A 26,803-nucleotide genomic window follows, 5' to 3' on the forward strand; every position below is an offset into this window, starting at 1 on the left:
GCCGTGCACGATCTGCCGTGCACGATCTGCCGCGCACGGTGCCCGCGCCGCCGTCCGGCAGCGGGCAGTCGCCGCGTGGCGGCAGGAGTTCCGGCCGTTGCTCCGGTCGCCCCGCCGAAGCGGAATCCGTGCGGAGCAACCGCGCGTGTCCGCGTCCGTACGACGTCGTCGATCTTGGCATCCTTCCGGACGAACCAGTCGAAAGGACCGCCATGTCACGACGGACCCCCAAGCCCGCCCGCGCCCTGATCGCGGCGCTGCTCACCGCACCGGTACTCGGTGTGGGCCTCCTCGCCCCGCCGGCCTTCGCGGACACACCGCCCGGTCAGAAGGCCGACACCACCGTCCTCGGCAGGATCTGCCAGAACGTGAACGCCGACACCGACGCCGAGGGCGGTCCGGGGCTGTCCTGCGAGAGGGACATCGCACCGTTCCTGTCACGTTTCGTCGACCCCGGGTTCCCGATCACCTGCGAGGACAAGTCCCCGACCGCCGTCGTCTGCCGCGCGGAGGACAAGTAACGGCCGCCCTCCCGCCGAAAGGACAAGTGACGGCCGTGGCCGCCCTCCCGCCGAGAGGACAAGTGGCGGCGCCCGCACGCCCGGAGGACACGTGACGGTCGCCCGTACGCAGGGAACGGCCGCTCACGCCCGCGCTGTCGGCAGGGTCACCTCGAAACGGCAGCCGCCCGGGATGTTGCGTACGGTCGCCCGGCCCTGGTGGGCCTCGACGATGCCCCGGACGATCGCCAGGCCGAGTCCCGCACCCGCCGGCGGTGTGCGTGCGTCCGTGCCGCGCCAGCCGGTGTCGAAGACGCGGGACAGGTCCTCCTCGGGGATGCCGCCGCAGCCGTCGGTCACCGACAGCACCACGCCCTCGGGAGCCCGCTCGGCGGCCACGGCGACCGTGCCGTCGGCGGGGGTCCGGCGGATGGCGTTGACCAGCAGGTTGGCCAGCACCCGGCTCATCTCCTTGCCGTCGACCTCCACCGGCAGCGGCTCCACCCCGTCCCCGACCAGCCGCACGCCCTGCTCGCGGGCGAGCGGGCCGACGCCGTCGAGGGCGTCGCCGACCAGGTCGTAGAGGGAGATGCGGGCCGGGCTGAGCGGGAGCGTTCCGGCGTGGATGCGGGAGAGTTCGAAGAGGTCGCCGACCATCTCGTTGAGGCGTTCCACCTCGGTGCGGATCTGCTTGAGGTAGCGGTCGGGGTCGGCGGCGACTCCGTCCTCCAGCGCCTCCGACATCGCGCGCAGCCCCGCGAGCGGAGTGCGCAGATCGTGCGAGATCCAGGCGACGAGTTCACGCCGGGAGGTCTCCAGGGCGCGCTCCCGCTCGCGCGAGGCGGCGAGTTTGGCGCTGGTGGCCGCCAGCTCGCGGCTGAGCCCCTCCAGTTCGGCGGTGGCGGGGACGACGGGCGCGGCGAAGGCGCCGCCGTCACCGAAGTGCCGTGCCGCGTCGGCGAGTTCACGACTGCGGGCGACCACCCAGCGACCGAGCAGCAGCGCGGTGGCCAGGGAGACGACGGCGGCCATGGCGACGACGGTCGTGACGACCCTGAGGTCGTGCGAGGACAGCAGCATCGCCTCGGCCACGGCCAGGGTCCCGGCGAGCATCGCGACGACGCCGACACCGGCCACCACGGCGATGGACATGATGAGCGAGCGCCGGCGGATCAGGCGCAGTACGGCGGCTCCGGCGAGGCCGGTGGCGGCGGCGCCGAGGAAGGCGTACAGGGCGATGAGGAGGGTGTCGCGCATGTCAGTCGCTCTCCTTCCGGTTCCCGGCGGCTTTCCCGTTCCCGACGGCCGTCCCGCCCTCTCCGGGCTTCCCGTTCCCGACAGCAGTCCCGCCCCCTCCGGGCTTCCCGTTCCCGACGGCCGTCCCGCCCCCTCCGGGCTTCCCGTTCCCGACAGCCAACCTGTTCTCGACGGCCGTCCCGCTCTCTCCGGCGCTTCCGCTCTCTCGGACGTTTCCGCTCTCTCCGGCGCTTCCGCGCTCTCCGGCCCGTCCGCCTTCTCCGGCCGTCCCGTTCTCTCCGGGCTGTGCGTGCCCTCCGGACTTCGCGTCCTCCGTGGCCGGTTCGAAGCGGTAGCCGACGCCCCACACCGTCTGGATGAGCCGGGGGCGGCCGGGGTCGTCCTCGACCTTGCCGCGCAGGCGGCGGACGTGGACGGTGACGGTCGACAGGTCGCCGAAGTCCCAGCCCCACACCTCCCGCATCAGCTCCTCCCGGGCGAACGCCCGGCCCGGGTGGCGCAGGAAGAAGGCGAGCAGATCGAACTCGCGGAGGGTGAGGGCGAGGTCGATGCCGTTCTTGGCGGCCCGGCGGGCGGCCGGATCGACCGTCAGACCGGCCGCGCCGAGCGGGCCGCGCGGGACGGCGGGACGGGCGCGGCGCAGCACCGACTCCACCCGCAGGACCAGCTCGCGCGGGCTGAACGGCTTGGTGACGTAGTCGTCGGCGCCCACCTCCAGGCCGAGGATGCGGTCGTCCTCGTCGCCGCGGGCGGTGAGCATGACCACCGGCACCGGGCCGCTCTCGCGCAGCCGCCGGCACACCTCGAGGCCGTCCATGCCGGGCAGCATCAGGTCCAGTACCACCAGGTCGGGCCGGTGTGCGGCGGCCCGTACGAGGGCGGACGGGCCGTCGGCCGCCCGGTCCACGGCGTATCCGGCACGGTCCAGATATCCCGCGACGACCTCGGCGACCGTCGGGTCGTCGTCGACGACGAGGATCCGGCCCCGGGCGCCCGGGGGCTGCCCGGTGTCCGGTCCGGCGTGCGGGGATGGGTACGGCTGCTGCATGTCCCCACCCTGTCACCACGCCGCCGCCGGGGCTCGGCCGCGCCCCCGACGTCCGCGTTTCGTAAGGAGCCGATGCCCGCTTTGACCCGATTCAGCTTCGTAGGGTGAACGCCGTGACGACCACCTCCCCGCTCCCCTCCGACGTGGATGTCGTACTGCCCTGCCTGAACGAGGCCGAGGCCCTGCCCTGGGTCCTCGCCCGCATCCCGGCCGGCTGGCGCGCCCTCGTCGTCGACAACGGTTCCACCGACGGCTCCGCCGAGCTGGCCCGCTCCCTCGGCGCGACGGTCGTGCGCGAGGAGCGGCGGGGCTTCGGCGCCGCCTGCCACGCCGGTCTGCTGGCGGCCACCGCCGACATGGTGTGCTTCTGCGACTGCGACGCCTCCCTCGACCCCGGACGGCTGGTCCCGTTCGTCCAGGAGATCCGGGCCGGCGAGGCCGACCTGGTGCTGGGCCGGCGCCGCCCGCAGGCCCGGGGGGCCTGGCCGGCGCACGCCCGCGCCGGCAACCTCGCGCTCGCCCGCCTGCTGCGCCGGCGCACCGGGCTGCGCCTGCACGACCTCGGCCCCCTGCGCGCCGCCCGCCGCACCGCGCTGCTCTCCCTCGACCTCACGGACCGCCGCAGCGGCTACCCCCTGCAGATGGTGGTGCGGGCCGCCGACGCGGGCTGGCGCATCACCGAGCACGACGTGCCGTACCTGCCCCGCACCGGCGCCTCGAAGGTCACCGGCACCTGGCGCGGCACCTGGCAGGCGGTACGGGACATGAGCCGCGTCCTGAACGAGCCCACACAAGTGCGGGCCGGCGGGGGCTGACCGCGCGGTTCCCCGCGCCCCCAGGGAGTTGCAGCCCCGTCGGCCGCGCAGGCGCCGCGGCCGCCCAGCCGCGGACAGCCGCGAGGTCACCAGTCAAGGAAGGCCCACATGACCACCCTCCTCGTCATCGCCAAAGAACCCCGGCCCGGGCGGGTCAAGACGCGGCTCACCCCGCCCTTCACGCCCGAGCAGGCCGCCTCGCTCGCCGAGGCCTCGCTCGCCGACACCCTGCGGGCGGTGGCCGGGGCCCCGGCGACGCGCCGGGTGCTCGTGCTCGACGGCCGGGCGGGTCCCTGGCTGCCGCCCGGCTTCGACGTCGTGCCGCAGTGCGCGGGCGGCCTCGACGCCCGGCTCGCCGACGCCTTCGGCCGCTGCCGCGGTCCGGCCCTGCTGATCGGCATGGACACTCCGCAGGTCACCCCGGAGCTGCTCACCGTGGACTTCGCGGACTGCGACGCCTACTTCGGGCCGGCCGAGGACGGCGGCTTCTGGGCGCTGGGCCTGGCCCGCCCCGAACCGGCGCTGCTGCGGGGCGTGCCGATGTCCACACCGGTGACCGGGGCCGTGCAGCGGGAGCGGCTGGTCGCCGCCGGGCTGCGGGTGCGGGACCTGCCCCGGCTGCGGGACGTGGACACCGCCGCCGACGCCCGCGCCGTGGCCGCCCTCGCCCCGCGGAGCGGCTTCGCCGCACGGCTCGCCGACTGCACGGCCGCCCTGCGAGCCGCCCGATGAGCCACCTGATGAGCGAGCCGATGAGCACGCCGATGACCACGCCAGTGAACACGCCGACGAGTCCGTCGATGAGCGCAACGACCGTCACGACCGCCACCACGGTCCCGTCCGCCCCGCGCGACTGGGCCGTCTCCGATCCCTACGCCGTTGCGATGCGCACCGGCCGCGGCCCGCTGTTCCTGCGCCGCACCGACGGCTGGCTGCTGCCGCTGGAGGTGGAGCGCTGGTGCGCCGGCGCGGACGACGTGGACCGGGCGGTGCTGGACCGCTGCGAGGGCGCGGTCCTGGACGTCGGCTGCGGACCGGGCCGGCTGGTGGCCGAACTCGCCGCCCGGGGCCGCACGGCCCTCGGTGTCGACGTCAGCGAGGCCGCCGTCACCCGCACCCTCACCGTCGGCGGCCAGGCACTGCGCCGCTCGGTCTTCGACCCGCTGCCCGGCGAGGGCCGCTGGGGCACGGTGCTGCTCATGGACGGCAATGTCGGCATCGGCGGCGACCCGCTCACCCTCCTGCACCGGATGGGTCAACTCCTGCGCGCAGGAGGCCTGTTGATCATCGAGACCGCGCCGCAGGACCTCGACGAGCGCGCCGAGGTCCAGGTCGTCGACGTCGCCCACGGACGGGCGAGGATGGGCGATCCGTTCCCGTGGGCACGGATCGGCACCCCCGCCCTGCTCCGGCTCGCGGACCGGGCCGGATGGCGCACGGCCGCTCAGTGGACGGCCGGCGAGCGCCGTTTCGTCGCCCTGCGCACCCGCACCGCCAGCAGCAGCGCCGAGCCGCCGAAGAGCACGGCGGTGATCAGCAGCCAGCGGCCGAGGTAGACGTCCGCGGACTGACCGGTGGCCATCCGGTAGCGCGGGCCCACCAGGTCGAGGACCAGCGGGAACCACACGAGCAGCAGCAGCCCCGAGAGCATGGCCGGCACCCGCACGTACGGCAGCCACGAGCGCCGCCCGGCGGTGTCGAGCCCATGGACGAGGACCCGGTCCGCCACCGCGTACAGCGGCACCAGGACGAGGTCGTGCAGCAGGGCGGCTCCCACGATCCACAGCGCCACCCCGAACCAGTCACCGGCGAGCAGCCTGACCCCGGCGTATCCGGCGAGCGCGAACGAACAGGCGAGCAGCAGCAGTTGGAACGGACTGCCGACCGGAAGACGGCGCAGCATCACAGATCTCCGAAGGTCAGCCGGGCCACCCACTTGGTGTTGAGCACACCGGGCGCGGCGGGCACGATGATCCGCGCCGGGTAGCCGTGGTCGGGGGACAGGTCCTCGCCGTTGACGGTGAGGGCGAGCAGGGAACGCGGGTCGGACACCTGGTTGGAGCGCAGGGCCGCGCGGCGGAAGGCACCGTGCCGCTGGATGGACTCCACGAACACGTCCGGCGGATCGCCGTCGTATCCGACGAGCGCCGCGAGGTCGCGCAGTCTGACCCCGCGCCACCACTGGTCGGCGGTGGACCAGCCCTCCACACAGGCGATCGGCAACGACGAGCTGTGCAGGGGCATCCGGAGCAGCTGGGCGCGGCTGAGGCGGACGGTTCCGGTGCGCCCGGTGACGACGAGCCGCCACGCCTCCGCGCCGGTCTCCGCCGCGTCGATCCCGGCGTACGCGGCCGTCTTGTTGATCTGGAAGCCGTTCGGGCCGCCGCCGGGATCGGCCCCGCCGTGCGGTGCGAGCAGGGCCGTGCGCCGGAAGGGGCCGCCCAGGCTCTGCCCCACCGTGGTCAGGAACAGCAGCAGCGAGCCGCCGCCGACCAGCCACAGCGCCCCGCGCCGGGAGACCGTGGCAGGGGTGGGGTCGGGGGAGACGAGGTCGTCCTCCCCCTCGCGCAGCCGGTGCCGTACGGCCCGCAGCGCGGCCGGTGTCTTCAGCACGGCGTGGGCCACGAACGCGGAGAAGAACACCCAGGCGCCGTAGAAGTGCAGCGGATAGAAGGAGCCCGGGAAGACGTAGTCCAGCTGGACGTTGAGCACGCCGGTGGTGAACTCGAACAGCCCGCCCCCGACCAGCAGCAGCAGCGAGATCCGCTCCAGCGCGTGCGCGAGGGAGCGGGCCGGCGGCAGCGTGAACAGCTTGGGCACCACGGACCACAGCTTGGCCAGCAGCACCGGGATCAGGGTGATGCCGAGGGTGACGTGGACGCCCTGGGTGAGCCGGTACAGCCATGAGGGGCCGGCCGGCCACGCGAAGAGGTAGAAGCCGAGGATCCCCTTGTCCGGGGTCGTGTCGTTCACCCGGGACAGGTTCGGGTTGTAGGCCGCGTACGACACCAGGCCGGTCACGAACAGCACGGTGATGCCGGCCAGCAGCACGAGGCCGAGCACCGAGGTGAACCAGGTGCCGCGCAGGGGGCTGCGCCAGAAACCGGGGGAGGTGGGAAGCCGGGGAAGGTCGCGCATGCCCCGACCGTAAGCCGCGAAATGCCTGGGAAAGGGTGCGCAACCCATGACGAAACGCTGACATCCGGCCCGTACGGCGGCCCTCACACGTCCGTGCGGCCTAGCGTGCCGGTGTGATCCGCTCCCGCCCCGACGCACCGGGCGCCCCGTCCACCGCGCCCCCCTCCCGCCCCGACGCACGCCGCGCGCTGCGCGGCGATCTGTACGCCGCCGCGGCCGCTGCCCTGCTCGTGACGGCGGCCGTCCTGGTCGGCCGCCACATCCAGTTCACCCGCCACACCCTGTTCGTGAACTGGCCGCCGGTGTTCGCCGACTGGCATCCGCACGTGGGTCCCGGCACCCCCACCGCCGTCCTCCTCGCGGCGGGCACCGTCGCGTACGGGCCGCGGCTCGCCGCCCGGCTGCCCTGGCGCGTCCTGCTCCCCGTGTCCTGGGCGGCGTCGACGGCCTGGATCCTCTCCCTCGCCCTCGTCGACGGCTGGCACCGGGGCATCGCGACCCGCCTCACCAGGCGCGAGGAGTATCTGCAGGTCATCGGCCGCTTCCACGACATCCCGGCCACCCTGCGCGACTTCACCCACCACATCGTCACGGGCACGCCCAGCCCCTGGCCGGCCCATGTCGCCGGCCACCCCCCGGCGTCCACGCTCACCTTCGTCCTCCTCGACCGGATCGGGCTGCACGGCGGCGGCTGGGCCGGGATGTGGTGCGTCGTCACCGGCGCGACGGCCTGTGCGGCGGTGCTGGTCGCCGTACGGGCCCTGGCGGACGAGGCGCTCGCGCGCCGCGCGGCCCCCTTCCTGGTCCTGGCCCCGGCGGCGGTCTGGATGGGCACGTCGGCCGACGCGTACTTCGCGGCGGTCGCCGCCTGGTCCGTGGCCCTGCTCGCCCTCGCGGTCACGCGCCGCTCCCTCACCTGGGCGGCCGGCTCCGGTCTGTTCTTCGGCCTGACCTGCTATCTGTCGTACGGCCTCACGCTCATCGCGCTGATCGGCGCGGCGGTGCTGTTCCTGGGCCGGGCCCATCTGCGCGCGCGCCCGGCGCTCCTGCTTCCCTTCCTCGCCGGACTCGCCGTCGTACCGCTGGTGTTCACGCTCGCCGGATTCAACTGGTGGACGGCGTACCACCTGCTGGTGACCCGCTACTACCAGGGCATCGGCGGCACCCGCCCCTACGGCTACTGGGTGTGGGCCAACCTGGCCTGCACGGCGCTGATCACGGGCCTGGCGACGGCGGCCGGCCTGCACCGGACCACCACCGCCCTGACCCGTCGCACCGACCCCGCCCGCACCCGTCTGGCCCTGCTCGTCGGCACCGCCCTGCTGGCCCTGCTGATCGCCGACCTGTCCGGGATGAGCAAGGCCGAGACGGAGCGCATCTGGCTGCCGTTCGCGATGTGGCTGCTCCCGGCGTGCGCGCTCCTCCCCCGTCCGCGGGCCTGGCTCGCCGCCCAGGCGGTGCTCGCCCTGCTCCTCAACCACCTGCTGCTGACCGGCTGGTGACACCTGGAAGCACGTGCACTGCGCCGGCTCCTTGCCGCTCCGGCTCCTGACTACCGGCTCGCGGCTCCGCGCTACTGCTCGTCCGGGTCGACCGTCTCCACGGGCCGCGTACGGCCGGGCTCGGGCAGCTCGGCCATCTCCGCGCGCACGACCAGGACGTCACCGATGAACAGGTCGTACACCAGGACCCCGATCACACCGCCGACCAGCGGCCCGACGATCGGGATCCACCAATAGCCGCTGTACACGCCGGACACGCTGCCCGGGAGGGCCAGGCTCTTCCATCCCGCCACCCAGGTGAACAGCCGCGGTCCGAAGTCACGGGCCGGGTTGATGGCGTACCCCGCGTTGGCGCCGTAGGACATGCCGATGGCGGCGACCGCGAATCCGACCATCAGGGGGCCGAGGTTGGCCTTCACGGCCTGGTTGCGCAGGTCGACGATGGCGACGACGAACATGACCAGGAAGGCGGTGCCGACGATCTGGTCGATCAGCGGGCCCCAGATGCCGCCGTGGAAGTACGCGGCCGGGAACGTGGCGAAGATCGAGAACGTGGCGTTGGTGTGCCCGTTCACCTTCGGTCCCGGCGCCGCCAGGTCGTAGGCGTGGATGGCGTCGTGGTAGACGAGGTAGACCAGCGCCGCTCCCGCGAACGCGCCGGCCACCTGGGAGAACACATACGGCAGCACCTTCGCCCAGGCGAACCCGCGGCGCACGGCCATCGCCAGTGTCACCGCCGGATTCAGGTGGGCGCCGCTGACGCCGCCGGCCACGTAGATACCGAAGACGACGGCGAGACCCCAGCCCCATGTGATCAGCAGCCAGTCACCGGCCGCCAGGAAGATCGTCGTGGGGGTGGCGGCACGGCCCGAGCCGGGCAGCGCCGCGACCGCCATCGCGACCACGCCGGCGCCGAAGGAGATGAGCACGAAGGTCCCGAGGAACTCCGCCAGGCATTCGCCCAGCAGGCCGCCCCGGCTCCTGAGCCGGGAGGGCTTGATGAGCGAAGGTATCTCGACAGCCATGGAGGCCCCCTTGAAGAGAGCAATGCGGCCAACATCCCCATATTGGCCCACAAATCCTCTTCACGCAGGGCGACGCGATCTCCAAGCCGCCCGGCCGGCCGCCGGCCCCGCTCCTCAGCCGTCGCCTCCCGGCCCTCGGCGGTGGGCGGCCGGCCGTCGGCCGTCAGCGGTCCGTGGCCGGCGCTCGGCCGTCAGCGGTCCGTGGTCAGTCATCAGTCATCAGCCGTCAGCCGTCAGCCGTCAGCCGTCAGCTGTCCAGGTCGTCGGCGTAGTGCCGGAACCCGTGCCGGTCCCGGTGCATGCCCCACAGGGTGTCCGCCAGCACGGAAGGGTCCTTCCGCACGTGCCCCGGCGTGATGGCGCCCGGAATCACCAGCTGCGCGACATGGATCCCCTCGGGGACGAGCCGGTCGTGCAGCAGATGCCCGTACGCGCTCTCCGCCGCGAAGGCGATGGAGGTGCCGGCACGCTCCGGATGAGGTACGGCGGCCGTACCGCCGTTGACGAACAGTATGGTCCCGCGCCCCAGCGCCCGCATGCCCGGCAGCACCTGCTGCACCGCTGCGACCGGCCCGTACACCGAGAACTCGATCGGTCCGAGCAGATCCCGGTGCCGGGTCTCCAGCACCGGCCGCATGAAGTCCTGGTGCGGCACCGGGCTGTACTGCAGCACCTCCACGGTCCCGAGCGCGGTGGCGGCGGCGTCCAGGGCGGCCACCAGTTCCTCCGGCCGGCGCACATCGGCCGCGAACCCGCGCGCGGTGACGTGGTCGGCCGCGAGGGAGTCCACCAGGTCGTCAAGACGCCGCCGGTCCCGGGCGAGCAGGGCGACGGCGAACCCCTCCCGTCCGAACCGGCGTGCGACGGCGGCCCCCAGCCCGGGCCCGGCACCCACGATGGCAATCGTGCTCATGGAGAAATCCTTGCCCCTGCCGCGGGACGCCACCACCCGCACGCCGCCCGGTCCCCGTCGTACGACACGTCCCGCCGCTCGGGCCTGCGACGCGTCGCTCAAGCCTGCACCCCCGTTCAGGCCTCCGGCCCGGCGTCCGGGCGGCCGGTGGTCCGACGCTCAGACCTGCGACCCGTCGGGCGCGGTCTTCGTCCCCGCGCCCTACCCCCGCAGGATCCGCTCCACCTGTGCGGCGGTGACGGCCCGCACGGCGAACGCGCCCGCCACGGCGGCGGCGACGACGGCGGCGTCGGACAGGAGAAGCGGCCAGACCCCGTCGTAGGCGCGGGCGATGATCTCGTCGGTGGAGTCGCGGTAGACGATCCCGACCCCGCTGAGCATCCCGATCAGCCAGAGCCCCCACCACACGTTGACGGAGACGGGCAGCTTCCGCCCGGGAGCCGTGGTCCGGAACGCGTCGGCGACGATCCCGCGCGGGAACCACAGGCTCACGACGGGCACGATCCACCCGAGGTAGACCCAGATCCCGGCGTACTTCGGCGCCTGTCCCGACAGCGCACGCGCGTTGTCCCGCACCCGCCACAGCCAGGCGAGGAAGAGAAGCGCACACAGGAAGGTGACGCCGCCCCCAAGGGAGGTGACGAGGTGGTAGGAGTTCTCCAGGCCGTTGAGCGACCGGTGCACCCCCTCCCCCTGGTCCGGCGGCCCCGAGGCCGGCTCCCCCGCCACGGCCAGCCTGATCTCCCACACGCCCCGCACGACCCACGCGAGCCCGGCGAGCAGCAGCGCACCGACCGTCAGGCGCTCCGACACCCGGATGGGGCGCAGGGCAAGGGACTGATCGGCGGGCTCGGATATCTGTTCGTTCACCGGTTCATCCTGACGCACTGCGCGCTCCGCTCGCCAGGGACACGCCAGGTCCGGGTGCGGGCCGGACCGCGCGTCACGGGCGCGTGACACTCCTCGTTACAGACGTGACACAGCCGCGACGGTCCCGTGACGGCGAGCTCCGAACTTCTCCCCGCAGCGCCCCATCACATGAGGTGTCCGACACGGAGCCGGGCAGACGACCGAACACCACCACACACCCACTGGGGGACCCCATGCCGAACCGTCGCGCGAACCTTCGTCTTCGCAAGAGCGTCGTGGCCCTGACCGGTGCCGCCGCCCTGATGGCCCTGCTCACCGCCTGCAACGGCGACGGTTCCTCGCCGAAGGCCGTCTCCGGCAACGCCTCGCCCGTGCCCGGCGACTCGGCCGACCGCAGCACCGCGGGCGGCGGCTCCGGCAGTGCGCCGACGGCGGCCTCCGGCGGTTCGGCCGGCACCGCGGGGAGCAAGGGCGGTTCCGGGGGCACCCGGGCGACGGCCGGCGGGTCGGCTTCCGGTGGGTCGACTGCCGGTGGGTCATCTTCCGGCGGCTCGGCTTCCGGTGGCTCGGCACCCGCCTGCCAGGCCTCCCAGCTCGGCTACTCCTGGGCAGGCACCCGTCCGGCCCCCGCCGGCAACGGCCAGATGCAGGCCGTCGTGGCGCTCACCAACAAGGGCGGACACTCCTGCACCCTGCACGGCTTCCCGGGCGTCGATCTGGTCAACAGCGGCGACCAGTGGTCGCTGCAGCGGGACAACACCACCCCGGGCACGGTCAGCCTGGCCGGCGGCGCCTCCGCCCACTTCACCCTCACCTACCTGCAGTGGCAGAAGGGCGACTCCGCCGCGTTCAGGCCGACCACGGTGGTCATCACCGCACCGGACCAGCGCAGCTCCTACGACCTGCCCTGGCGCTTCGGCGCCGTCCTGAAGCAGGACGGCGCCACCCACCCGGGGACGTTCATCGGTCCGGTCGGCAAGTGACCGACGCCCCCTCACGGACCGGCCGCGGGCCGCATCGCCCGGCCGTGGCCGCGCCGTGGCCCGGGCATCCCCGGAGTGTCCGGGCCGGGTGGGCCCTGTGCCGGCGGCGGACGGGTCGTCCGGCGGAGCGGGCTCAGGCCATCCAGAAGAAGACCGCCGTCATGCGCTTCGCCTCCAGCTCCTTGCCGAAGTAGCCGGTCGCGCTGTGCACGAGGTTGGCGTTGTAGAGGAGGAGACGGTTGTACCGGTGCGGGACGCGCACGTCCTCCTCGAAGGCGTCCGGGGCGACGAAGCGGGTGCCCAGGGCCTCGACCAGGTTGTTGTGGGGGGCCTGGACGACGTTGCCGCCGAGCCGGCCACCGGGCAGGGACTGGCGGTAGAAACTGGTGCCGCAGTCCTTGGGGACGTGCGGGTTGAGGTACAGCACGGCCGCGTACCGGCACAGCGCACGGGAGTCGGTGTGCGGGCGCGGCTCGCTCTCGCCCTCGCCGACCACCTGCACGCAGTTGTGGTTGAGGGTGCCGCCGCCGGGCGCCTGCTGCACCCACAGCTCCTTCGCCCCGGTCTCCTTCTTCACCAGCCGTTCGATGCAGCCGAGTTCGGAAGGCTCCAGACCGGGCATGGCACGCAGCCCGGGCCAGGTCTCGGAGGTGTACGGGTACCCCTCGACCCAGTCGTCCTTGGCCAGACACCGCTCGCGTACGGCGTCGGCGTCCGGGAGTACGTCGTCCAGCACCCAGTAGTCGCGGCCCTTGGTGGGCTTGCGGTAGGGCAGGACGGGAAGCGCGGCGGGAACGGGCGGGCGTCCGGGGGTCCTTCGGGGCGGTGGCTGTGGGGGCATGCCGCGAATCTAGGCCTGCGTTTCCTCTCCGGCTCCCGAGGAATGGTCAACCTTTCGCCAACTGCCGCCCAAGCGACAGCCGGTGGGCACGGCAACTGCCGCCCAAGCGAAAGCCGGTGGGCGCGGAATGGCACGGCACGGCACGGCACGGCACGGCACGGCACGGCACGGCACGGCACGGCACGGCACGGCACGGCACGGCACGGCAACGGCAACGGCGGCCTCGTCCGGGCGTCCCTGCCGATTCTTTACTCCGGGCAGCGGATCTTTACCCGGGCCACCGATACGAATCGCCTCCGCATCCGTACTGCTGTGCGTCCCCACCGCCTGGAGGCGGGATCCACGACCGGACAGGAGTCACGGTGCGCTTTTCGCGGAACGCGACGGGAACGCTCTTCGTGGGCGGTGCGATGGCCCTGACCCTCGCGGCACTCGTCTACCCGGGCATGCTCGGTCTGAGCACCGTCTCCAGCTCGCCGACCCGGATCATCGCCCAGACGCAGTGGGGGCCACTCACCGAGGGCGACCGTGACTTCGTGGTCAAGGTGCGGGCGGCCGGACTGTGGGAGTACCCGGTGGGCCAGATCGGACTGCAGAAGGGCACCACGAAGGGGGTCCTGGAGGCCAGCAAGCACCTGATCGACGGCCACGCGGCGCTCGACGCCAGCTGCCGCAAGATCGCGCCCATGCTGAACATCACGCTGCCCAACATCGCGAGCCCGCAGCAGGAGGGCTTCGTCAGCACGCTGAAGTCGGACAGCGGCAGGAAGTTCGACACGGACTTCGCCAACATCCTGCGGATGACGCACGGAGCGATCTTCAACACGATCGCGAAGATCCGCTCCACCACCAAGAACTCGCTGGTGCGCGCCCTCGCCGACCAGGCCAACGACACCGTGCTCGACCACATCACGGTGATGGAGAAGACGGGCCTGGTCGACTTCGACCAGACCATCTTCCAGCAGACCACCCCGCCGAAGCTGCCGTCCTCCGACCTGACCCCGCCGCCCCCGCCCGCAGGCCAGCCGGAGGTGGTGCTCACACCGCCGCCGAACGCCACCTCCACCCCACTGGATCTCAGCGGCCTCGACGGCGGCGGCGGCCAAGGCACCACCGGGAACACCGGCCCGGGCGCGGGCCCGAGCCCGAGCCCGACGGTCGGCTAGGGCCCGTCCGGCCCTAGGCAAGCCACACGGTGGTGTCCGGCCCGAGCGTGCCGTCCCCGGTGAGCCGGGTGCTGGCCAGCACCACCTCGCCCGGCGGCAGCGGCACCGGCCCGGCGGAGAGGTTGGCGACGCACCGCCAGGTCTCGGTGCGGGCGAAGTCCAGCACTCCGGCCGGGGCCCCGGGCGTCCAGGTCAGCGTCTCGCCCTCCAGCAGCTTGCGGCGCAGCCGCAGCGCCGTGCGGTACAGCTCCAGGGTGGAACCCTCGGCGCCGGCCTGTGCCTCGACGGCGTAGGACGCGAAGGAGGCCGGCTGCGGCAGCCAGGCGGCCCCGGCCCCGAAGCCGTACGACGGTCCGGACGTCGTCCACGGCAGCGGCACCCGGCAGCCGTCCCTGCCCTTGCGGACGTGCCCGGTCTGCTCCCAGACCGGGTCCTGCAGCACCTCGGTGGGCAGGTCGGCGACCTCGGGCAGGCCGAGTTCCTCCCCCTGGTAGAGGTACGACGACCCCGGCAGCGCCAGCATCAGCAGGGTCGCGGCCCGGGCCCGGCGCACACCGGCCTCCGGATCGACCGCCGGGGCCCGGCCGCCGGCCAGCAGCCAGGCGTTGTCGTCGGTGCCGGACGGCAGCATCAGCCGGGAGGCGTGGCGGACGACATCGTGGTTGGAGAGCACCCAGGTGGCGGAGGCGCCGACGGTACGGGCGGTGGCGAGGGAGCCGGTGATGACGCCGCGCAGCTCGTCGGCGTCCCAGCCCGCCTGGAGGTACTCGAAGTTGAAGGCCTGGCCGAGTTCGTCGGGGCGGGCGTACAGGGCGCGGCGGGCGTCCGGGACCCAGGCCTCGGCGACCGCGGTGCGCGGCGGGGTGTAGGCGTCGAAGATCTTGCGCCATTCGCGGTAGATCTCGTGGACCTCGTCGCGGTCCCAGTACGGGTGGGTGCCGGGCGGGACGCGCAGCAGGGCCTCCTCGCCGGTGGCGCCGATGCCGCCGGTGTCCCGCAGGGGTTCGCCGAGGTCCTTGGCCAGGCCGTGGGCGACATCGACGCGGAAGCCGTCGACGCCCCGGTCGGACCAGAAGCGCAGGGTGGCACGGAAGTCGGCGCGGACCTCCTCGTGGGCCCAGTTCAGGTCGGGCTGTTCCGGGGCGAAGAGATGCAGGTACCAGTCGCCGTCGGGCACCCGCCGCCAGGCGCTGCCGCCGAAGACGGACTGCCAGTCGGTGGGCGGGAGTTCGCCGCGGCGGCCGCGGCCGGGGCGGAAGACGTAGCGGTCCCGGGCGGCGGATCCGGGGCCGGCGCGCAGCGCCTCCCGGAACCAGGGGTGCTGGTGCGAGGTGTGGTTGGGGACGAGGTCGACGACGACCTTCAGGCCGAGCCGGTGGGCCTCGGCGACCAGGGCGCCGAAGTCGTCCAGGGTTCCCAGGCGCGGGTCGACGTCCCGGTGGTCGGCCACGTCGTAGCCGCCGTCGGCGAGTTCGGAGGGGTAGAAGGGGCTGAGCCACAGGGCGTCGACGCCGAGCGTGGCGAGATGGTCCAGGCGCTGTGCGACGCCCCGGAGATCACCGAGCCCGTCGCCGTCGGCATCGGCGAAGCTGCGCGGATAGACCTGGTAGATGACGGCCTGGCGCCACCAGTCGGGATTGCGGGAGGAGAGGTCTGCCATACGGGCTCCGTTCGGACGGGACGAGAGCGGGTCGACACAGGGACTCTGTCCACATTGCCCGGAAAGGGAACCTTCCCCGCCGGGTGCGCGGGCGTACGGTGGCCGTATGACCGGCAGTCCGAAAGACGTCGTCGTGGCCGCGTTCCGGCACTACCTGGCGCAGGACAGGGCCGCGGCCCGCCCCCTGTACGCCGACGACTTCACCTTCACCAGCCCGCAGGACGACCACATCGGCAAGGCCGCCTTCTTCGACCGGTGCTTCCCGACCGCCGGCCGGCTCAGGGAACAGCGGCTGCTCCATGTCACCCCGGCCGACGGCGAACTCGTCTTCGCCTACTACGAGTACGAGCTGACCACGGGCGCCCGGCACCGCAACGTCGAGGCCGTCACCGTGCGCGACGGCCTCATCCGGGAGGTGCAGGTCTTCTTCGGCGGCGAGGTGAGCGGCGGCTAGGACCGCTCCACCGTCTCCAGGTACAGCTTCACGTACCGGTCCACGTCCACGTCCAGGGCCACGTCCACCAGCGCCTGTTCGCGGGTGCCCTCGTGGATCTCGGACTCCCCGGGGCGCGGCCTGCGGTCCACGACCGTCTGGCCGCGGGCCGGGCCGGGGGCGAGGGAGACCTCGACGGGCAGCAGCCGGGTGGTGAGGCCGTCCGGGTCCGCGACCGCGCACACCGCGCCCGCGTCGCCGAGGCCGCCCGCCGGGTCGTCGCCGTCGGGGTCGGGCGCGGACGGGCGGTGGGCCAGCAGCTCACCGGCCAGCCGGGTGCCCGCTTCCGTGCTCGCCCGCAGCCGCCGTACGTCCGCGCCCGGGACGGCGACCCGGGTGAACACGTCGAGCCCGTACATGGTGATCGGCACCCCGGCGGTGAGCAGGACCGCCGCGGCCTCCGGGTCGTGCCAGACGTTGAACTCGGCGACGGGCGTGGCGTTCCCGGTGGCGACCGCGCCGCCCATGAAGACGATCCGCTCGATGTTCCCGGTCACCTCCGGATGGGTGCGCAGGAGGAGCGCGATGTTGGTGAGCGGTGCGGTCGGGATCAGGGTGACCGGGCGCGGGGAGGCGAGGATCTCCCGGCGCAGCAGGGCCACCGCGTTCTCGGCCGCGGGCAGGCGGGTCGGTGCGGGCAGGCCCAGGTCGCCCATGCCGTCCGCGCCGTGCACATGCCGGGCCGAGCGGGCCGGCTCGATCAACGGGCGGGCGGCGCCCCGCGCCACCGGGATGTCGGGGGCGCCCGCCTGCTCCAGCACCATCAGGGTGTTGCGCACCACCCCGTCGACGTCCGTGTTCCCGGCCACACAGGTCACCGCCCGCAGGTCAAGGCCCGGGTGGCGTACGGCGAGCAGCAGGGCCAGGGCGTCGTCGACGCCGGTGTCGCAGTCGATGATCACGGGAATGGGCTGACCGGTCACAGCGGACTCCTTCCGTCGTACCGACCCTAGATCAGGCCCAGAGCGAGGTGCCCCGTACCGCCACCCGTTCGGCGATTCGGTCCAGCAGTTCGGGGACGGGGAGCGCGCCGGGGCGTCGCCCGTCCCTCAGGCGTACGGCCGCAAGGCCGGCGCCGGCCTCCCGCTCGCCGATGACCGCCTGGTACGGGACCAGGCGGGCCGCGCGGATCCTGGCGCCCAGGGTCCCCTGGTCGGGGGTGGCGAGTGCGGCGCGCAGGCCCCGGGAGGCCGCCTCCCGGACCACCGCCGCCGCCCGTTCCACCTGCTGTTCGGCAACGGGCAGCACGGTGAGCTGGACGGGCGCCAGCCAGGCCGGGAAGGCCCCGCCGTGGGACTCGACGAGGTGCGCCACGGCCCGCTCCACGCTGCCGATGATGCTGCGGTGGACCATCACCGGGCGGTGCCTTGCGCCGTCGGCGCCGATGTAGTGCAGGCCGAAGCGGGCGGGCTGGTGGAAGTCGATCTGCACGGTGGACAGGGTCGACTCGCGGCCCGCCGGGTCCGCGATCTGCACGTCGATCTTGGGACCGTAGAAGGCGGCCTCGCCCGCCGCCTCCTCGTACGCGACCCCGCTCGCGGCGAGGACCTCCTTCAGCAGCGCGGTGGCCCGGCGCCACAGCCCGGGGTCGGCGACGTACTTGCCGCCCTCGCCGGGCAGCGAGAGGCGGTGGCGTACGGCCTCGATGCCGAGGTCGGCGTAGGCGCGGGCGATCAGCTCCAGGGCGGCGCGGGCCTCGTCGACGGCCTGGTCGAGGGTGCAGAAGACATGGGCGTCGTTGAGCTGGATGGCGCGCACACGGGTCAGGCCGCCGAGGACGCCGGACAGTTCGGCGCGGTACATGGTGCCCAGCTCGGCGATGCGCAGGGGCAGTTCGCGGTAGCTGTGGGAGCGGGAGCGGTAGATCAGGGCGTGGTGGGGGCACAGGCTGGGGCGCAGGACGACCTCCTCGGCGCCCAGCTCCATCGGCGGGTACATGTCGTCGCTGTAGTGGTCCCAGTGCCCGGAGATCTCGTACAGCTCGCGTTTGCCGAGCGCGGGGGAGTACACGTGCCGGTATCCGGCGGCGCGTTCGGCCTCCCGGATGTACTCCTCCAGGGTGTGGCGTACGACGGCCCCGTCCGGGAGCCAGTAGGGCAGGCCCGCGCCCATCAGCGGGTCGGTGTCGAACAGGCCGAGTTCACGGCCGAGGCGGCGGTGGTCGGGCAGGCGGTCGGACTTCCGCTCGGGCACGCGGTCGTTCATCCGGCCGGACATGCGGTCGTTCATGCGGTCGTTCATGGTGGGGGCTCCTCGGTGCGGGAGGCGGACACCCCGGTGCACGCCGAAGCCCCGGGGCGTTCGCCCCGGGGCTTCGGACTGGTCAGGAGTCAGCGCGCCGGGACGGTCTCCGGCGTCGTCGTGCTGTTCGGGCACTGCTGGGCGCGCTGCATGGGGCGACCGTAACAGCGCCGCCGTCGCGCGGGCCACGGATTTCCCTTCCCCTCTCACTCCTGCGGCTCCTCACCCCGGGCCCTTCGTCCCCGTGGCCGCCCACCCCCGTGGCCGCCCATCCCTGTGGCCGCTCCCCCTACGGCCCTCACCTCCACGGCCCTCACCTCCCCACCCCTTCACTCCCGTGGCCCTTCGTCCCCTGGCCCTCAGCCCCCGTACCCCCTCACCCGGACGGCCCGGAGCGCTGGTGGGCGGGACCGGGCGATGGTGCCGTGAGAGCAGGCACCCCCTCGCCCCGCCCAGGAGGCACCCCGATGACCGCTGCGATACGCCCCCGCGTCCGCCCGCTCGCCGCTCTCGCCGTCGGCCTCCTGTCCCTCACCGGCTGCGCCACCCTCGGCCTGGAGCATCCGCCGACCGCGCAGCAGCCCCTCCCGACGATCGACTCACCCTCGGCCGCGCCGAAGACGTCGGCCCGCGGCGACGGATCCGCGCTCACCGACGACCAGGCCCGGGCCGCGCTGCTCACGGAGACCGACCTCGGCGCCCCCTGGTCCGCGACGCGCGGGGCGGCGACCTGGCGGGACGGCATGCTGAAGGCCACCACCACGGCCGGGGAGTGCCAGCGCCTGCTCGACACCCTCTACAGCGACGAACTCCTCGGCGCCCCCGCCCGGGTCGCCGTCGGCCTCGACGACGCCGACACCGACGCCCAGCTCCGCTACCAGATCGGAGCACGCCGCCCGGCGGACATCGACACCCAGCTGGCCTGGCTGCGGACCATGCCGGTCCAGTGCGCCCGGTTCACGGCCGACTCGGAGAACGGCCTGATCGAGGACGTCCAGGTCGCCGACGCGCCGCTGCCGGAGGTCGGGGACGTGCGCCAGGGGCTGCGCGTCACGCTCACCACCACGACGGAGGACGAGGAGGAGATCGTGCTGACGATGGACGTGGCCGCCGTCCGGGTCGGCGAGGACGCCTTCGCGCTCACCAACGGCGGGCTGGGCAACGTACCGAACGACGCGACCCAGGCCGCCGTCCAGGTGGGCGCGCTGCGCCTGGCGGACGTGCGCAGAAAAGGCCGCGCCCAGGTCTGAACACGGCACGGCAGCTCGGGGACACCGGCAGACTTCCGTACGCCCGCCCGCGGACACCGGCAGACTGCCGCACGACCGCACCCGACTCCGGCAGACTGCCGCACAACCGCCCGCCGCGTCCGACAGGCTGCCGCACGACCGCCCGCCGACTCCGACGCCGGCACCGACTCCGGCACCGGCAGGCTTCCGTGCCGGACCTCCCTCCTCACAGCGGGGGCTGTGCCGGGGCCGGTCCCAAGGTCGTGGTGCCGGGGGCCGTGCGGTGGCCCAGGCCGGTGCGGTAGGCGTCCAGGGCCGCCTCCACCCGGCCGGTGCGGCGCAGGAGGTCGCCCAGCAGACGGCACAGATCGGCGAGGTCGCCGGCCGCGCCGGCCCGTTCCAGGAGGCTGAGGGCGCGGACGTAGTGCTCCTCGGCGGCCTCGGTGTCCCGGGCGTCCTCGGCGATGATGCCGAGCAGCCGGTGCGCGGCGGCCGCGTGGACGGCACCGCGTTCGGAGGAGAAGTCACCGAGGACCCCGCCCAGCAGCTCCGCCGCCTCCTCGGACCTGCCGCGCCGGTGCAGGACGTCGGCGAGCTCCACCGCGGCCTGGCTGCGGTAGAGCGCGGCCCGGGTCTCCGAGAGCATGGTGTGGGCCTGCCGCAACTCCGCCTCGGCGCGGTCCAGTTCGCCGTTCTGCGCGCAGACGTAGCCGCGCATCCAGTGGCAGTTGGCGAGTTCGGTGCGCAGTTGCAGCCGACGGTACAGCTCGGCCGCCTTGGCGAGGGAGGCGTCGGCCTCGGCGATCCGGCCCTCGGCGAGCAGGGTGCGGGCGACGGAGCGGTGCATCCGGGCGATCAGCGCGGGGTCGCCGGCCTGCAGGGCGAGCGCGAGGGCGAACTCGGCCGCCTGGGCGGCGCGGGCGTGGGCGCCCATGTCCATGTAGGGGCCGATGACGCCGGCGTAGAGGAGCAGCAGTGCGTCGGGGTCGTGCAGTCCGCCGCGGTTCAGCTCGTCGAGGGTGGATTCCAGCAGGTAGACGGCGTAGCGGAGTTCACCGGCGAGGTAGTGGGCGACGGCCCGGCCGCGGACGGCGGGCACCCGGGCCGGCAGGGACTCCCCGGCGAGTCCCGCCTCGGCCCGCTCGAAGTACGCGCGCGCCTGCTCCAGTTCGCCCGTCTCCAGGGCGCATTCGCCGAGGCCGAGCAGGGCGGTGGCCCGTTCGGCGTCGAGCGCGTGGGTCTCGGCCTCCGTGAGCAGGGCGGCGTACCGCGCGGCCGCCTCCTCGGCCCTGCCGTCGGCGAGGGTGCGCTGGGCTCCGGTGAGGCGCAGCCGGAGGTCGGTGGCGAGGTGGGCGGGCCGGCCCACGGCCAGTTCCTCGAAGGCGACGCCGAGCCGGCCGGCGATGTGCCGCAGCGCCTCGTCGGAGGCACGGGCCCGGCCCGCCTCCAGGGTGGAGATGTAGGCGGGTGTGTAGGCGGGCTCGGCCAGCTGCCGCTGGGTCAGTCCGCGTTCGGTGCGCAGCTGCTGCACGCGCCGCCCGACGACCTCCGGATCGTCTCGTTCCCGCATCCCCTGCTCCCCCAACTCCCTTGGCACCTCTTGCCGTTCGGGTGCGCCAACCCCTAGGTTAAACGGCGGATTAAGCATGCTTAACACGTCGCTGTTGTTGCGAGGTCGTCGTGCTCGGTCGTACATCCGCCCCCTACGGACGCCCCACCGCGCTGCCTCACTCCCGGCTCCGCCCGAGCCAGGGCACCCCCGCCATGAGGGGGGTGGCCGCGGCCGTGCTGGCGGTCGCGGCCCTGATCACGGCGGCGAACGCGGGGCCGGCCCGGGCGGCGGACGCCCCGCCGGCCGCGCAGTTCGCCCAGCACGCCCTGCACGCCCGCCCCTGACCGGACCTCCCGGCAGGCCGGGCCACGCCGGGCCGGCCCCGACGGGACACTCCCCCCTCGTCCCGCCGGAGGCCTATCTTGGCCCCGTGACCTCTGCCGCAGCGCGCACCGCCCTGGACCTCACCGACCGGCTCCCGGTCCCGGACCTGGAGGACTTCTACCGCGACCTGCACCGCCATCCCGAGCTGTCCCTGCGCGAGCACCGCACCGCGGGGAAGCTGGCCGACCGGCTCACGGAGGCCGGGTTCGAGACGGCCGGGGGAATCGGCGGCACCGGTGTCGCGGGGGTACTGCGCAACGGGGACGGGCCGACCGTGCTGCTGCGTGCCGACATGGACGCGCTGCCGGTCAAGGAGGAGACCGGGCTGCCGTACGCCTCCGGGACGGACGGGGTGATGCACGCCTGCGGCCACGATCTGCACGTCACCTGGCTCGCGGGCGCGGCCGCCGCGCTGGCGGCCGGACGGGACACCTGGAACGGCACCCTGCTGGCCGTGGGCCAGCCCGCCGAGGAGACCGGCCAGGGCGCGGCCCGGATGGTGGCGGACGGGCTGTACGAGCGCTTCGGACGCCCGGACGTGCTGCTCGGGCAGCACGCGGCCCCGGGCCCGGCCGGCCTGTACCCGCACGCGCCGGGCCTGATCATGTCGGCGGCGACGGACGTGGACATCGTGGTGCACGGCCGCGGCGGGCACGGTTCGCGGCCGGAGTCGACCGTGGACCCGGTGGTGACCGCCGCCCACCTGGTCACCCGGCTGCAGACGGTGGTCTCCCGGGAGCTGGCCGCCCGTGAGTCCGCGGTGCTGACCGTGGGCCGTATCGAGGCGGGCACCCGGCACAACATCATTCCGTCCGAGGCCCGCATCTCCCTGAACCTGCGCACCCAGTCGGAGGAGGTGCGCGAGCGGATGCTGGCCGCGATCCGGCGCATCGCGCAGGGCGAGTGCCTGGCCGCCGGCTGTCCCCGCGAACCGGAGGTCACCGTCGGCAGCACCTTTCCCGCCACGGTCAACGACGCCGGCACGGACGCCGTCGTGGCCGCCGTGCACCGCGAGGTGTTCGGCGCGGGCACGGTGTTCGACCCGGGCCCCGCGATGGGCAGCGAGGACTTCCCGCAGCTCGCGCCCGACGGGGTCCCGTACGCGTACTGGTTCGTGACCACCACCCCGGCCGAGGTGTGGGAGAAGGCGCCCGGCGAGGGCTTCGAGGAGAGGTTCGCGGCCGTGCCGAGCAACCACAGCCCGCACTTCGCGCCCGACCTGTCCATGGTCGCCCCGGGTGTCCGCACGCTGGTCTCGGGGGCACTGGCGCTTTTGTCGGTGGCATGACCTAGTCTTTGCGCACTCGCCACACGAGGCACACACGGCACACACGGCACACAGGGGGCTCACACGTGCCCGTGCCCGCGTGGCGCCCTTCATCATTCGTTCCGGGGGGTTCGAATCACCGTGCGTATGCGCACTCTTCCCGCTGCCGCTGCACTGGCGGCCCTCGTCGGCTCGATGGCGCTCGCCGCGCCGTCGTACGCCGACACCGACCGGCCCATCCCGCTCCAGGACGCCGGAGACACCGTGGTGGACGGTGTCCACCAGCACGTCTTCCTCGCCGACGGCTACCACAACCAGATCGTGGTCACCGACTCCACGGGCCGGGTGGTCGGCACGATCACCGGGCTGCCGCAGGTCAAGGACCTCGATCTGAGCCCGGACGGCAGCACCCTGTACGCGGCGGTCTACGGCGCCGACAAGATCGTCGCGATCGACACCGCACAGCTCAAGCAGACCGCCGAGTACCCGACCGGCACCGGCACCATCCCCTCCCGGCTCGCCTACGCCGACGGAAAGATCTGGTTCGGGTACGGCGACCAGTGGGAATCCGGTCTGGGCGTGGTCGACCTGACCGGCGGGACGCCGAAGGTCACCCTGGACCTGGCCGCCGGTCACGACTTCGCCAGTCCGCCCAAGCTGTACGCGGATCCGGACAACCCCGGCACGCTGCTCGCCCTGGACGCGGGCATCAGCTCCGGCCCGATCATCGTGTACGACGTGTCCTCCGGCACCCCGGCGATCCGCGTCACCGAGGACAAGGGCGGCTTCTACAAGGACGCGGCGCTCACGCCCGACGGACAGAACGTCGTGGTCGCCGGCCCCGGCACCCGGGCCCTGACCGAGTACCGGCTCTCCGACCTGGCCGAGGTGCGCACCTACCCGGTCAAGGACCAGCCGGAGACGGTGAGCATCGCCCCGGACGGCACCGTCGCGGCCACCGTCCTCGACACCGACGACATCGGTGACACCTATGTCTTCACCGGCGGCCCGGACAAGCCCAGCGTCCGCAACCTCGCGCACGACTGGATGCCGTGGGGTGCGCACGCGATCAGCTGGTCGGCGGACGGCTCGCAGCTGTTCGTGCAGACGGGCTCGGGGGAGTCCACCCGGCTGCACCGGGTCGACGAGCCCCGCAAGTACCAGGCAGCCCTGACCGTCAGCGCTCCGTCGACCGCGTCCCGCGCCAAGTCCCTCAAGGTCAGCGGCAAGCTCACCGCCGGGCCGGCCCTGCCCGCGGGCACCCCGCTGAAGGTGACCCGCACCGACATGGAGTCGCCGAACGGCAAGTCCCTCGGCACCAAAACCCTGGGCAGCGCGGGCGCGTTCAGCTTCACCGACACGCCTCCGTCCGGCGGCAGGGTCACCTACACGGTGACCTACGAGGGCGACGCCGCGCACACGTCCGCCAAGGCCGCCGACACCGTCGACGTCTCCCGCGCCAAGCCGTCGCTGACGATCGACAACAACGGCAAGGTGTACTCCTACGGCAAGGACGTGAAGTTCACGGCCCACCTGGGGACGACGTACAAGAACCGCACCGTGGAGATCTGGGCCGACCCGTTCGGCTCCGACAGGCCGAACAAGCTGGTGAAGTCCGGCAAGGTCAACGCGCACGGCGACCTGTCGGTCACCCTGGACCTGACGCGGGACGCCAAGGTCACCGCGAAGTTCTCGGGCGACTCCCGCTACCAGTCACGGTCGGTCTCCAGCACGGTCGGCGCCAAGGTGAGCGTGTCCACGTCCGTCGGCGGCCACTACAGGGCGAAGGGCGCGTGGGGGCACACCTACTACTTCTTCCACAAGTCCAGGAACCCGCTGTTCACCACGAAGATGCCGTACTACCCGAACCGCCACCAGCGCTTCGACTTCCAGGTGTACTACCAGGGCAAGTGGTACCCGGGCGACTCGAAGTACTTCAAGCTCGCCTCCAACGGCACCTCCAAGGTCGAGGTGACCGGCAACCACGGCGAGGACGTCGGCTGGCGCTTCCGGATGCGCTCGGACTACATCAACGGCTCCTCGGGCGACACGGTGAACTCCACGACGTACGGCCCCTGGAAGTACTTCACCTTCACCAAGTAGCGCCGGCCCCTGCGGGGTTGCCACCGAGCCGCCTCGAAACCGCTGCCGGACCGCTACGGAGCTGCCACCGGACCGCTGCCGGACCGCTACGGAGCTGCCACCGGACCGCTACCGATCCGCCGGCGAGCTGCTGCTGATCCGCTACCGGCCTACGGAGCTGCCGGGCTGCCAACGGGCCGCTGCAGGACTGCCACCTGGCTGCCGCGCGGCTGTTGCAGGGCCGCTACCTGGCTGCCGCGGGGCCGCTGCAGGACTGCTACCTGGCTGCCGCCGGACCGCCGCAGGGCCGCTACCTGGCTGCCGCCGGACCGCCGCAGGGCCGCTACCTGGCTGCCGCCGGGCCGCTCTGAGTCGCCTGGAGCTGCCGCAGGGCGCGCTGGACGTCCTCCAGCGCGCCCCGCCGGCGGCCCGGCACCCGCTGCCGCAACTCGGCGAGCGCGGGCCCGAGTTCACGGGCCCGCGCCCCGTCCTCGATGCACCCCCACTGGTGGTGGGCCCGGTCCGCGGCCGCCTCCACGGCGGGCGCGTCCACCGACTGCCCCGCGGCCAGCCGCACCCCGGCGACGTCCAGCCAGGCCCGGCAGCTGCGTACCGCGTCCCCCGCGAACATGGCCAGATCGGCCCGCACTTCGGCCCAGTGCAACGCCTCGTCGGAGGCGGCCCCACCCGCCTGCACCGCACTCCGCTCGAGCCACGCGGCAATCCCATCGGCATCGACATGCCGCCCGGCCTGCACGGCAGCACTGATGGCGGCATGCGGATCCCCCACATCACCGGACTGCCCCACTCCCCACCCGTCCGGCCCCTGAGCCCGAACACCCGCACCATCCGGCACCCGAGGACGAACAGCCACCCCATCCAGCCCGTCCGACGCTTGAAGACGAACACCCACACCACCCGGCACCCCAGGGCGGACCGCCACCCCATCCAGCCCGTCCGACGCTTGAGGACGAACCCCCACACCACCCGGCACCCCAGGGCGGACCGCCACCCCATCCAGCCCGTCCGGCGTTTGAGGACGAGGCCGTTCAGGCCGATACGGGGGGCGGGGGGCGAAGCCCCCGGGGAGGCCCCCACCGGGAAGGACGCCCCCGGGAAGGCCCCCTCCGGGGACAGCGCCTCCGGGGAGGACGCCCCCGGGAAGGCCCCCTCCGGGGACGAGCCCTCCGACGCCGGCCAGCACCAGGTCGCGGCCGGCACTCACGTCGGCGATCCTCCCCCAAGCCCGCTCATGCAGCTCCCCGAGAGGCGGCCGGTGCCCACTGCGCAGCAGCGTCGCCACCGCCTTCATGTACGACGGCTCGGCCGTGCCCCGCCGCCCGCCCGCCGCAGGCGCGACACGTCCGTACACCGCCGCGGTACGCCCCGAGTCCAGCGGCCGCTCGGCCAGGTGCCGCCAGGCCTCCGCGTCCGCGTGCAGGTCGACGACGAGCGCGGTGTCGCCCGCGGAGCGCAGCCGCAGCTCCTCCCGGATCCAGTGCCAGGGCAGCGCGGTGTAGCGGACGGTGGCCGGGGTGGTGCGGGCCAGCGCGAGGTGGGGCAGGTGCTGACGCCGGTCCAGGTGCAGCTGCCCGGTGATGTACACGGTGAGCGGTCCGGGCGCGGCCGCGGCGGCGCGCAGCCGGGTGAGGACGGCCTGCGGTTCCAGCGGATCGGCGAGTTCGACCACGTTGGCGGTGTCGGTGCCGGACAGTACGGCAGGGGCGACCGCGGCCAGCACGGGCAGCACACCGGCCGCGTCCACCAGGCGTCCCCTGCCCAGCGGCGAGGCCGCCAGCAGCAGCACGGTTCCGGGCATCGTCCCCTCCCCCTGTAG

At 73.6% G+C, this 26,803-nt stretch carries 24 protein-coding genes and 1 pseudogene; 12 read left to right on the plus strand and 13 right to left on the minus strand.

Going from position 1 to position 26,803, the window contains the following annotated elements; all coding sequences use genetic code 11:
• The first annotated feature begins 212 nt into the window (after positions 1–212).
• Positions 213–521 carry a hypothetical protein gene (locus ACZ7P3_RS01760; RefSeq protein ID WP_472078374.1) on the plus strand — a complete coding sequence of 103 codons (309 nt, stop codon included), beginning with the start codon at positions 213–215 and terminating at the stop codon, positions 519–521.
• Between the two features lie 123 nt (positions 522–644).
• Here ACZ7P3_RS01760 and ACZ7P3_RS01765 read toward each other — a convergent pair whose 3' ends face one another.
• On the minus strand, positions 645–1,757 hold the full coding sequence (locus ACZ7P3_RS01765; protein ID WP_472078375.1) for a sensor histidine kinase: 1,113 nt from the start codon (positions 1,755–1,757) through the stop codon (positions 645–647).
• A 304-nt stretch (positions 1,758–2,061) separates the two neighbouring features.
• Positions 2,062–2,805 (minus strand): annotated as a pseudogene (locus ACZ7P3_RS01770) (response regulator transcription factor); the annotation flags it as partial.
• A 104-nt stretch (positions 2,806–2,909) separates the two neighbouring features.
• On the opposite strand from ACZ7P3_RS01770, the gene ACZ7P3_RS01775 reads away from it, so the two are divergent.
• From ACZ7P3_RS01775 to ACZ7P3_RS01785, 3 genes are all read left to right on the plus strand, one after another.
• Positions 2,910–3,620 (plus strand): glycosyltransferase family 2 protein, encoded by a 711-nt coding sequence (locus ACZ7P3_RS01775; protein ID WP_472078376.1) that lies wholly within the window; start codon positions 2,910–2,912, stop codon positions 3,618–3,620.
• 108 nt (positions 3,621–3,728) lie between these two features.
• Complete coding sequence (locus ACZ7P3_RS01780) at positions 3,729–4,352, plus strand: TIGR04282 family arsenosugar biosynthesis glycosyltransferase (RefSeq protein ID WP_472078377.1); 624 nt, start codon at positions 3,729–3,731, stop codon at positions 4,350–4,352.
• 68 nt (positions 4,353–4,420) lie between these two features.
• Positions 4,421–5,176: a class I SAM-dependent methyltransferase gene (locus ACZ7P3_RS01785; protein WP_472078378.1), complete on the plus strand. Its 756-nt coding sequence runs from the start codon at positions 4,421–4,423 to the stop codon at positions 5,174–5,176.
• On the opposite strand, the gene ACZ7P3_RS01790 is transcribed toward ACZ7P3_RS01785, so the two are convergent.
• Together ACZ7P3_RS01790 and ACZ7P3_RS01795 are read right to left on the minus strand one after the other, a co-directional pair.
• Complete coding sequence (locus ACZ7P3_RS01790) at positions 5,065–5,523, minus strand: hypothetical protein (RefSeq protein ID WP_472078379.1); 459 nt, start codon at positions 5,521–5,523, stop codon at positions 5,065–5,067. The two genes, ACZ7P3_RS01785 and ACZ7P3_RS01790, sit on opposite strands and share 112 nt — an antisense overlap.
• Entirely contained in the window at positions 5,523–6,758 is a 1,236-nt protein-coding gene (locus tag ACZ7P3_RS01795) for a molybdopterin-dependent oxidoreductase (RefSeq protein WP_472078380.1), read from the minus strand. Before ACZ7P3_RS01795 ends, ACZ7P3_RS01790 begins: the two co-directional genes overlap by 1 nt.
• A gap of 116 nt (positions 6,759–6,874) precedes the next feature.
• On the opposite strand from ACZ7P3_RS01795, the gene ACZ7P3_RS01800 reads away from it, so the two are divergent.
• Entirely contained in the window at positions 6,875–8,260 is a 1,386-nt protein-coding gene (locus tag ACZ7P3_RS01800) for a hypothetical protein (protein ID WP_472078803.1), read from the plus strand.
• A 71-nt stretch (positions 8,261–8,331) separates the two neighbouring features.
• Here the strand turns inward: ACZ7P3_RS01800 and ACZ7P3_RS01805 are convergent, their stop codons facing one another.
• The 3 genes from ACZ7P3_RS01805 to ACZ7P3_RS01815 all read right to left on the minus strand — a co-directional run bounded on the left by ACZ7P3_RS01805 (position 8,332) and on the right by ACZ7P3_RS01815 (position 11,068).
• On the minus strand, positions 8,332–9,285 hold the full coding sequence (locus ACZ7P3_RS01805; protein ID WP_472078381.1) for an MIP/aquaporin family protein: 954 nt from the start codon (positions 9,283–9,285) through the stop codon (positions 8,332–8,334).
• A 247-nt stretch (positions 9,286–9,532) separates the two neighbouring features.
• On the minus strand, positions 9,533–10,198 hold the full coding sequence (locus tag ACZ7P3_RS01810) for an SDR family NAD(P)-dependent oxidoreductase (protein ID WP_472078382.1): 666 nt from the start codon (positions 10,196–10,198) through the stop codon (positions 9,533–9,535).
• A 201-nt stretch (positions 10,199–10,399) separates the two neighbouring features.
• Positions 10,400–11,068, minus strand: a complete 669-nt coding sequence (locus ACZ7P3_RS01815; protein ID WP_472078383.1) for a DUF4328 domain-containing protein — start codon at positions 11,066–11,068, stop codon at positions 10,400–10,402.
• 233 nt (positions 11,069–11,301) lie between these two features.
• On the opposite strand from ACZ7P3_RS01815, the gene ACZ7P3_RS01820 reads away from it, so the two are divergent.
• On the plus strand, positions 11,302–12,051 hold the full coding sequence (locus tag ACZ7P3_RS01820; protein ID WP_472078384.1) for a DUF4232 domain-containing protein: 750 nt from the start codon (positions 11,302–11,304) through the stop codon (positions 12,049–12,051).
• A gap of 133 nt (positions 12,052–12,184) precedes the next feature.
• Here the strand turns inward: ACZ7P3_RS01820 and ACZ7P3_RS01825 are convergent, their stop codons facing one another.
• Positions 12,185–12,892 carry a DUF6445 family protein gene (locus ACZ7P3_RS01825; protein ID WP_472078385.1) on the minus strand — a complete coding sequence of 236 codons (708 nt, stop codon included), beginning with the start codon at positions 12,890–12,892 and terminating at the stop codon, positions 12,185–12,187.
• 398 nt (positions 12,893–13,290) lie between these two features.
• On the opposite strand from ACZ7P3_RS01825, the gene ACZ7P3_RS01830 reads away from it, so the two are divergent.
• Positions 13,291–14,058: a DUF4142 domain-containing protein gene (locus ACZ7P3_RS01830; protein ID WP_472078804.1), complete on the plus strand. Its 768-nt coding sequence runs from the start codon at positions 13,291–13,293 to the stop codon at positions 14,056–14,058.
• A 13-nt stretch (positions 14,059–14,071) separates the two neighbouring features.
• Here the strand turns inward: ACZ7P3_RS01830 and ACZ7P3_RS01835 are convergent, their stop codons facing one another.
• A complete protein-coding gene (locus ACZ7P3_RS01835) occupies positions 14,072–15,718 on the minus strand; it encodes a glycoside hydrolase family 13 protein (protein WP_472078386.1) in 1,647 nt (548 codons plus the stop codon).
• 106 nt (positions 15,719–15,824) lie between these two features.
• On the opposite strand from ACZ7P3_RS01835, the gene ACZ7P3_RS01840 reads away from it, so the two are divergent.
• Positions 15,825–16,172 (plus strand): nuclear transport factor 2 family protein, encoded by a 348-nt coding sequence (locus tag ACZ7P3_RS01840; RefSeq protein WP_472078387.1) that lies wholly within the window; start codon positions 15,825–15,827, stop codon positions 16,170–16,172.
• Here the strand turns inward: ACZ7P3_RS01840 and ACZ7P3_RS01845 are convergent.
• On the minus strand, positions 16,169–17,134 hold the full coding sequence (locus ACZ7P3_RS01845) for a nucleoside hydrolase (RefSeq protein WP_472078388.1): 966 nt from the start codon (positions 17,132–17,134) through the stop codon (positions 16,169–16,171). The genes ACZ7P3_RS01840 and ACZ7P3_RS01845 overlap by 4 nt on opposite strands.
• Positions 17,135–17,165: 31 nt before the next feature.
• Complete coding sequence (gene thrS, locus ACZ7P3_RS01850) at positions 17,166–18,416, minus strand: threonine--tRNA ligase (RefSeq protein ID WP_472078805.1); 1,251 nt, start codon at positions 18,414–18,416, stop codon at positions 17,166–17,168.
• Positions 18,417–18,919: 503 nt separating this feature from the next.
• Between thrS and ACZ7P3_RS01855 the strand changes: the two genes are divergently transcribed.
• Positions 18,920–19,702 (plus strand): hypothetical protein, encoded by a 783-nt coding sequence (locus ACZ7P3_RS01855; RefSeq protein ID WP_472078390.1) that lies wholly within the window; start codon positions 18,920–18,922, stop codon positions 19,700–19,702.
• Between the two features lie 205 nt (positions 19,703–19,907).
• Here ACZ7P3_RS01855 and ACZ7P3_RS01860 read toward each other — a convergent pair whose 3' ends face one another.
• The gene (locus tag ACZ7P3_RS01860) at positions 19,908–21,251 is read right to left on the minus strand and encodes a helix-turn-helix domain-containing protein (RefSeq protein WP_472078391.1); all 1,344 of its coding nucleotides are present in this window, start codon (positions 21,249–21,251) and stop codon (positions 19,908–19,910) included.
• Positions 21,252–21,445: 194 nt separating this feature from the next.
• On the opposite strand from ACZ7P3_RS01860, the gene ACZ7P3_RS01865 reads away from it, so the two are divergent.
• The 3 genes from ACZ7P3_RS01865 (at position 21,446) to ACZ7P3_RS01875 (ending at position 24,987) form a co-directional block, all read left to right on the plus strand.
• A complete protein-coding gene (locus tag ACZ7P3_RS01865) occupies positions 21,446–21,577 on the plus strand; it encodes a hypothetical protein (RefSeq protein WP_472078392.1) in 132 nt (43 codons plus the stop codon).
• 86 nt (positions 21,578–21,663) lie between these two features.
• Positions 21,664–22,905, plus strand: coding sequence for an amidohydrolase (locus ACZ7P3_RS01870; protein ID WP_472078393.1), 1,242 nt, complete (start codon positions 21,664–21,666; stop codon positions 22,903–22,905).
• A gap of 126 nt (positions 22,906–23,031) precedes the next feature.
• Complete coding sequence (locus ACZ7P3_RS01875; RefSeq protein ID WP_472078394.1) at positions 23,032–24,987, plus strand: WD40 repeat domain-containing protein; 1,956 nt, start codon at positions 23,032–23,034, stop codon at positions 24,985–24,987.
• 322 nt (positions 24,988–25,309) lie between these two features.
• On the opposite strand, the gene ACZ7P3_RS01880 is transcribed toward ACZ7P3_RS01875, so the two are convergent.
• Positions 25,310–26,785: a hypothetical protein gene (locus ACZ7P3_RS01880; RefSeq protein ID WP_472078395.1), complete on the minus strand. Its 1,476-nt coding sequence runs from the start codon at positions 26,783–26,785 to the stop codon at positions 25,310–25,312.
• Positions 26,786–26,803: the final 18 nt, after the last annotated feature.

This window comes from Streptomyces sp. NPDC107581, assembly GCF_055657175.1.

Excerpts from the sequence above, each read along its gene's own strand:
- ACZ7P3_RS01840 (WP_472078387.1), top strand. The coding sequence starts at position 15,825 with ATGACCGGCAGTCCGAAAGACGTCGTCGTGGCCGCGTTCCGGCACTAC.
- thrS (WP_472078805.1), bottom strand. The coding sequence starts at position 18,416 with ATGAACGACCGCGTGCCCGAGCGGAAGTCCGACCGCCTGCCCGACCAC.
- ACZ7P3_RS01810 (WP_472078382.1), bottom strand. The coding sequence starts at position 10,198 with ATGAGCACGATTGCCATCGTGGGTGCCGGGCCCGGGCTGGGGGCCGCC.
- ACZ7P3_RS01855 (WP_472078390.1), top strand. The coding sequence starts at position 18,920 with ATGACCGCTGCGATACGCCCCCGCGTCCGCCCGCTCGCCGCTCTCGCC.
- ACZ7P3_RS01865 (WP_472078392.1), top strand. The coding sequence starts at position 21,446 with ATGAGGGGGGTGGCCGCGGCCGTGCTGGCGGTCGCGGCCCTGATCACG.
- ACZ7P3_RS01790 (WP_472078379.1), bottom strand. The coding sequence starts at position 5,523 with ATGCTGCGCCGTCTTCCGGTCGGCAGTCCGTTCCAACTGCTGCTGCTC.
- ACZ7P3_RS01875 (WP_472078394.1), top strand. The coding sequence starts at position 23,032 with ATGCGCACTCTTCCCGCTGCCGCTGCACTGGCGGCCCTCGTCGGCTCG.
- ACZ7P3_RS01780 (WP_472078377.1), top strand. The coding sequence starts at position 3,729 with ATGACCACCCTCCTCGTCATCGCCAAAGAACCCCGGCCCGGGCGGGTC.
- ACZ7P3_RS01760 (WP_472078374.1), top strand. The coding sequence starts at position 213 with ATGTCACGACGGACCCCCAAGCCCGCCCGCGCCCTGATCGCGGCGCTG.
- ACZ7P3_RS01860 (WP_472078391.1), bottom strand. The coding sequence starts at position 21,251 with ATGCGGGAACGAGACGATCCGGAGGTCGTCGGGCGGCGCGTGCAGCAG.
- ACZ7P3_RS01805 (WP_472078381.1), bottom strand. The coding sequence starts at position 9,285 with ATGGCTGTCGAGATACCTTCGCTCATCAAGCCCTCCCGGCTCAGGAGC.
- ACZ7P3_RS01820 (WP_472078384.1), top strand. The coding sequence starts at position 11,302 with ATGCCGAACCGTCGCGCGAACCTTCGTCTTCGCAAGAGCGTCGTGGCC.
- ACZ7P3_RS01835 (WP_472078386.1), bottom strand. The coding sequence starts at position 15,718 with ATGGCAGACCTCTCCTCCCGCAATCCCGACTGGTGGCGCCAGGCCGTC.
- ACZ7P3_RS01825 (WP_472078385.1), bottom strand. The coding sequence starts at position 12,892 with ATGCCCCCACAGCCACCGCCCCGAAGGACCCCCGGACGCCCGCCCGTT.
- ACZ7P3_RS01765 (WP_472078375.1), bottom strand. The coding sequence starts at position 1,757 with ATGCGCGACACCCTCCTCATCGCCCTGTACGCCTTCCTCGGCGCCGCC.
- ACZ7P3_RS01785 (WP_472078378.1), top strand. The coding sequence starts at position 4,421 with ATGAGCGCAACGACCGTCACGACCGCCACCACGGTCCCGTCCGCCCCG.
- ACZ7P3_RS01795 (WP_472078380.1), bottom strand. The coding sequence starts at position 6,758 with ATGCGCGACCTTCCCCGGCTTCCCACCTCCCCCGGTTTCTGGCGCAGC.
- ACZ7P3_RS01880 (WP_472078395.1), bottom strand. The coding sequence starts at position 26,785 with ATGCCCGGAACCGTGCTGCTGCTGGCGGCCTCGCCGCTGGGCAGGGGA.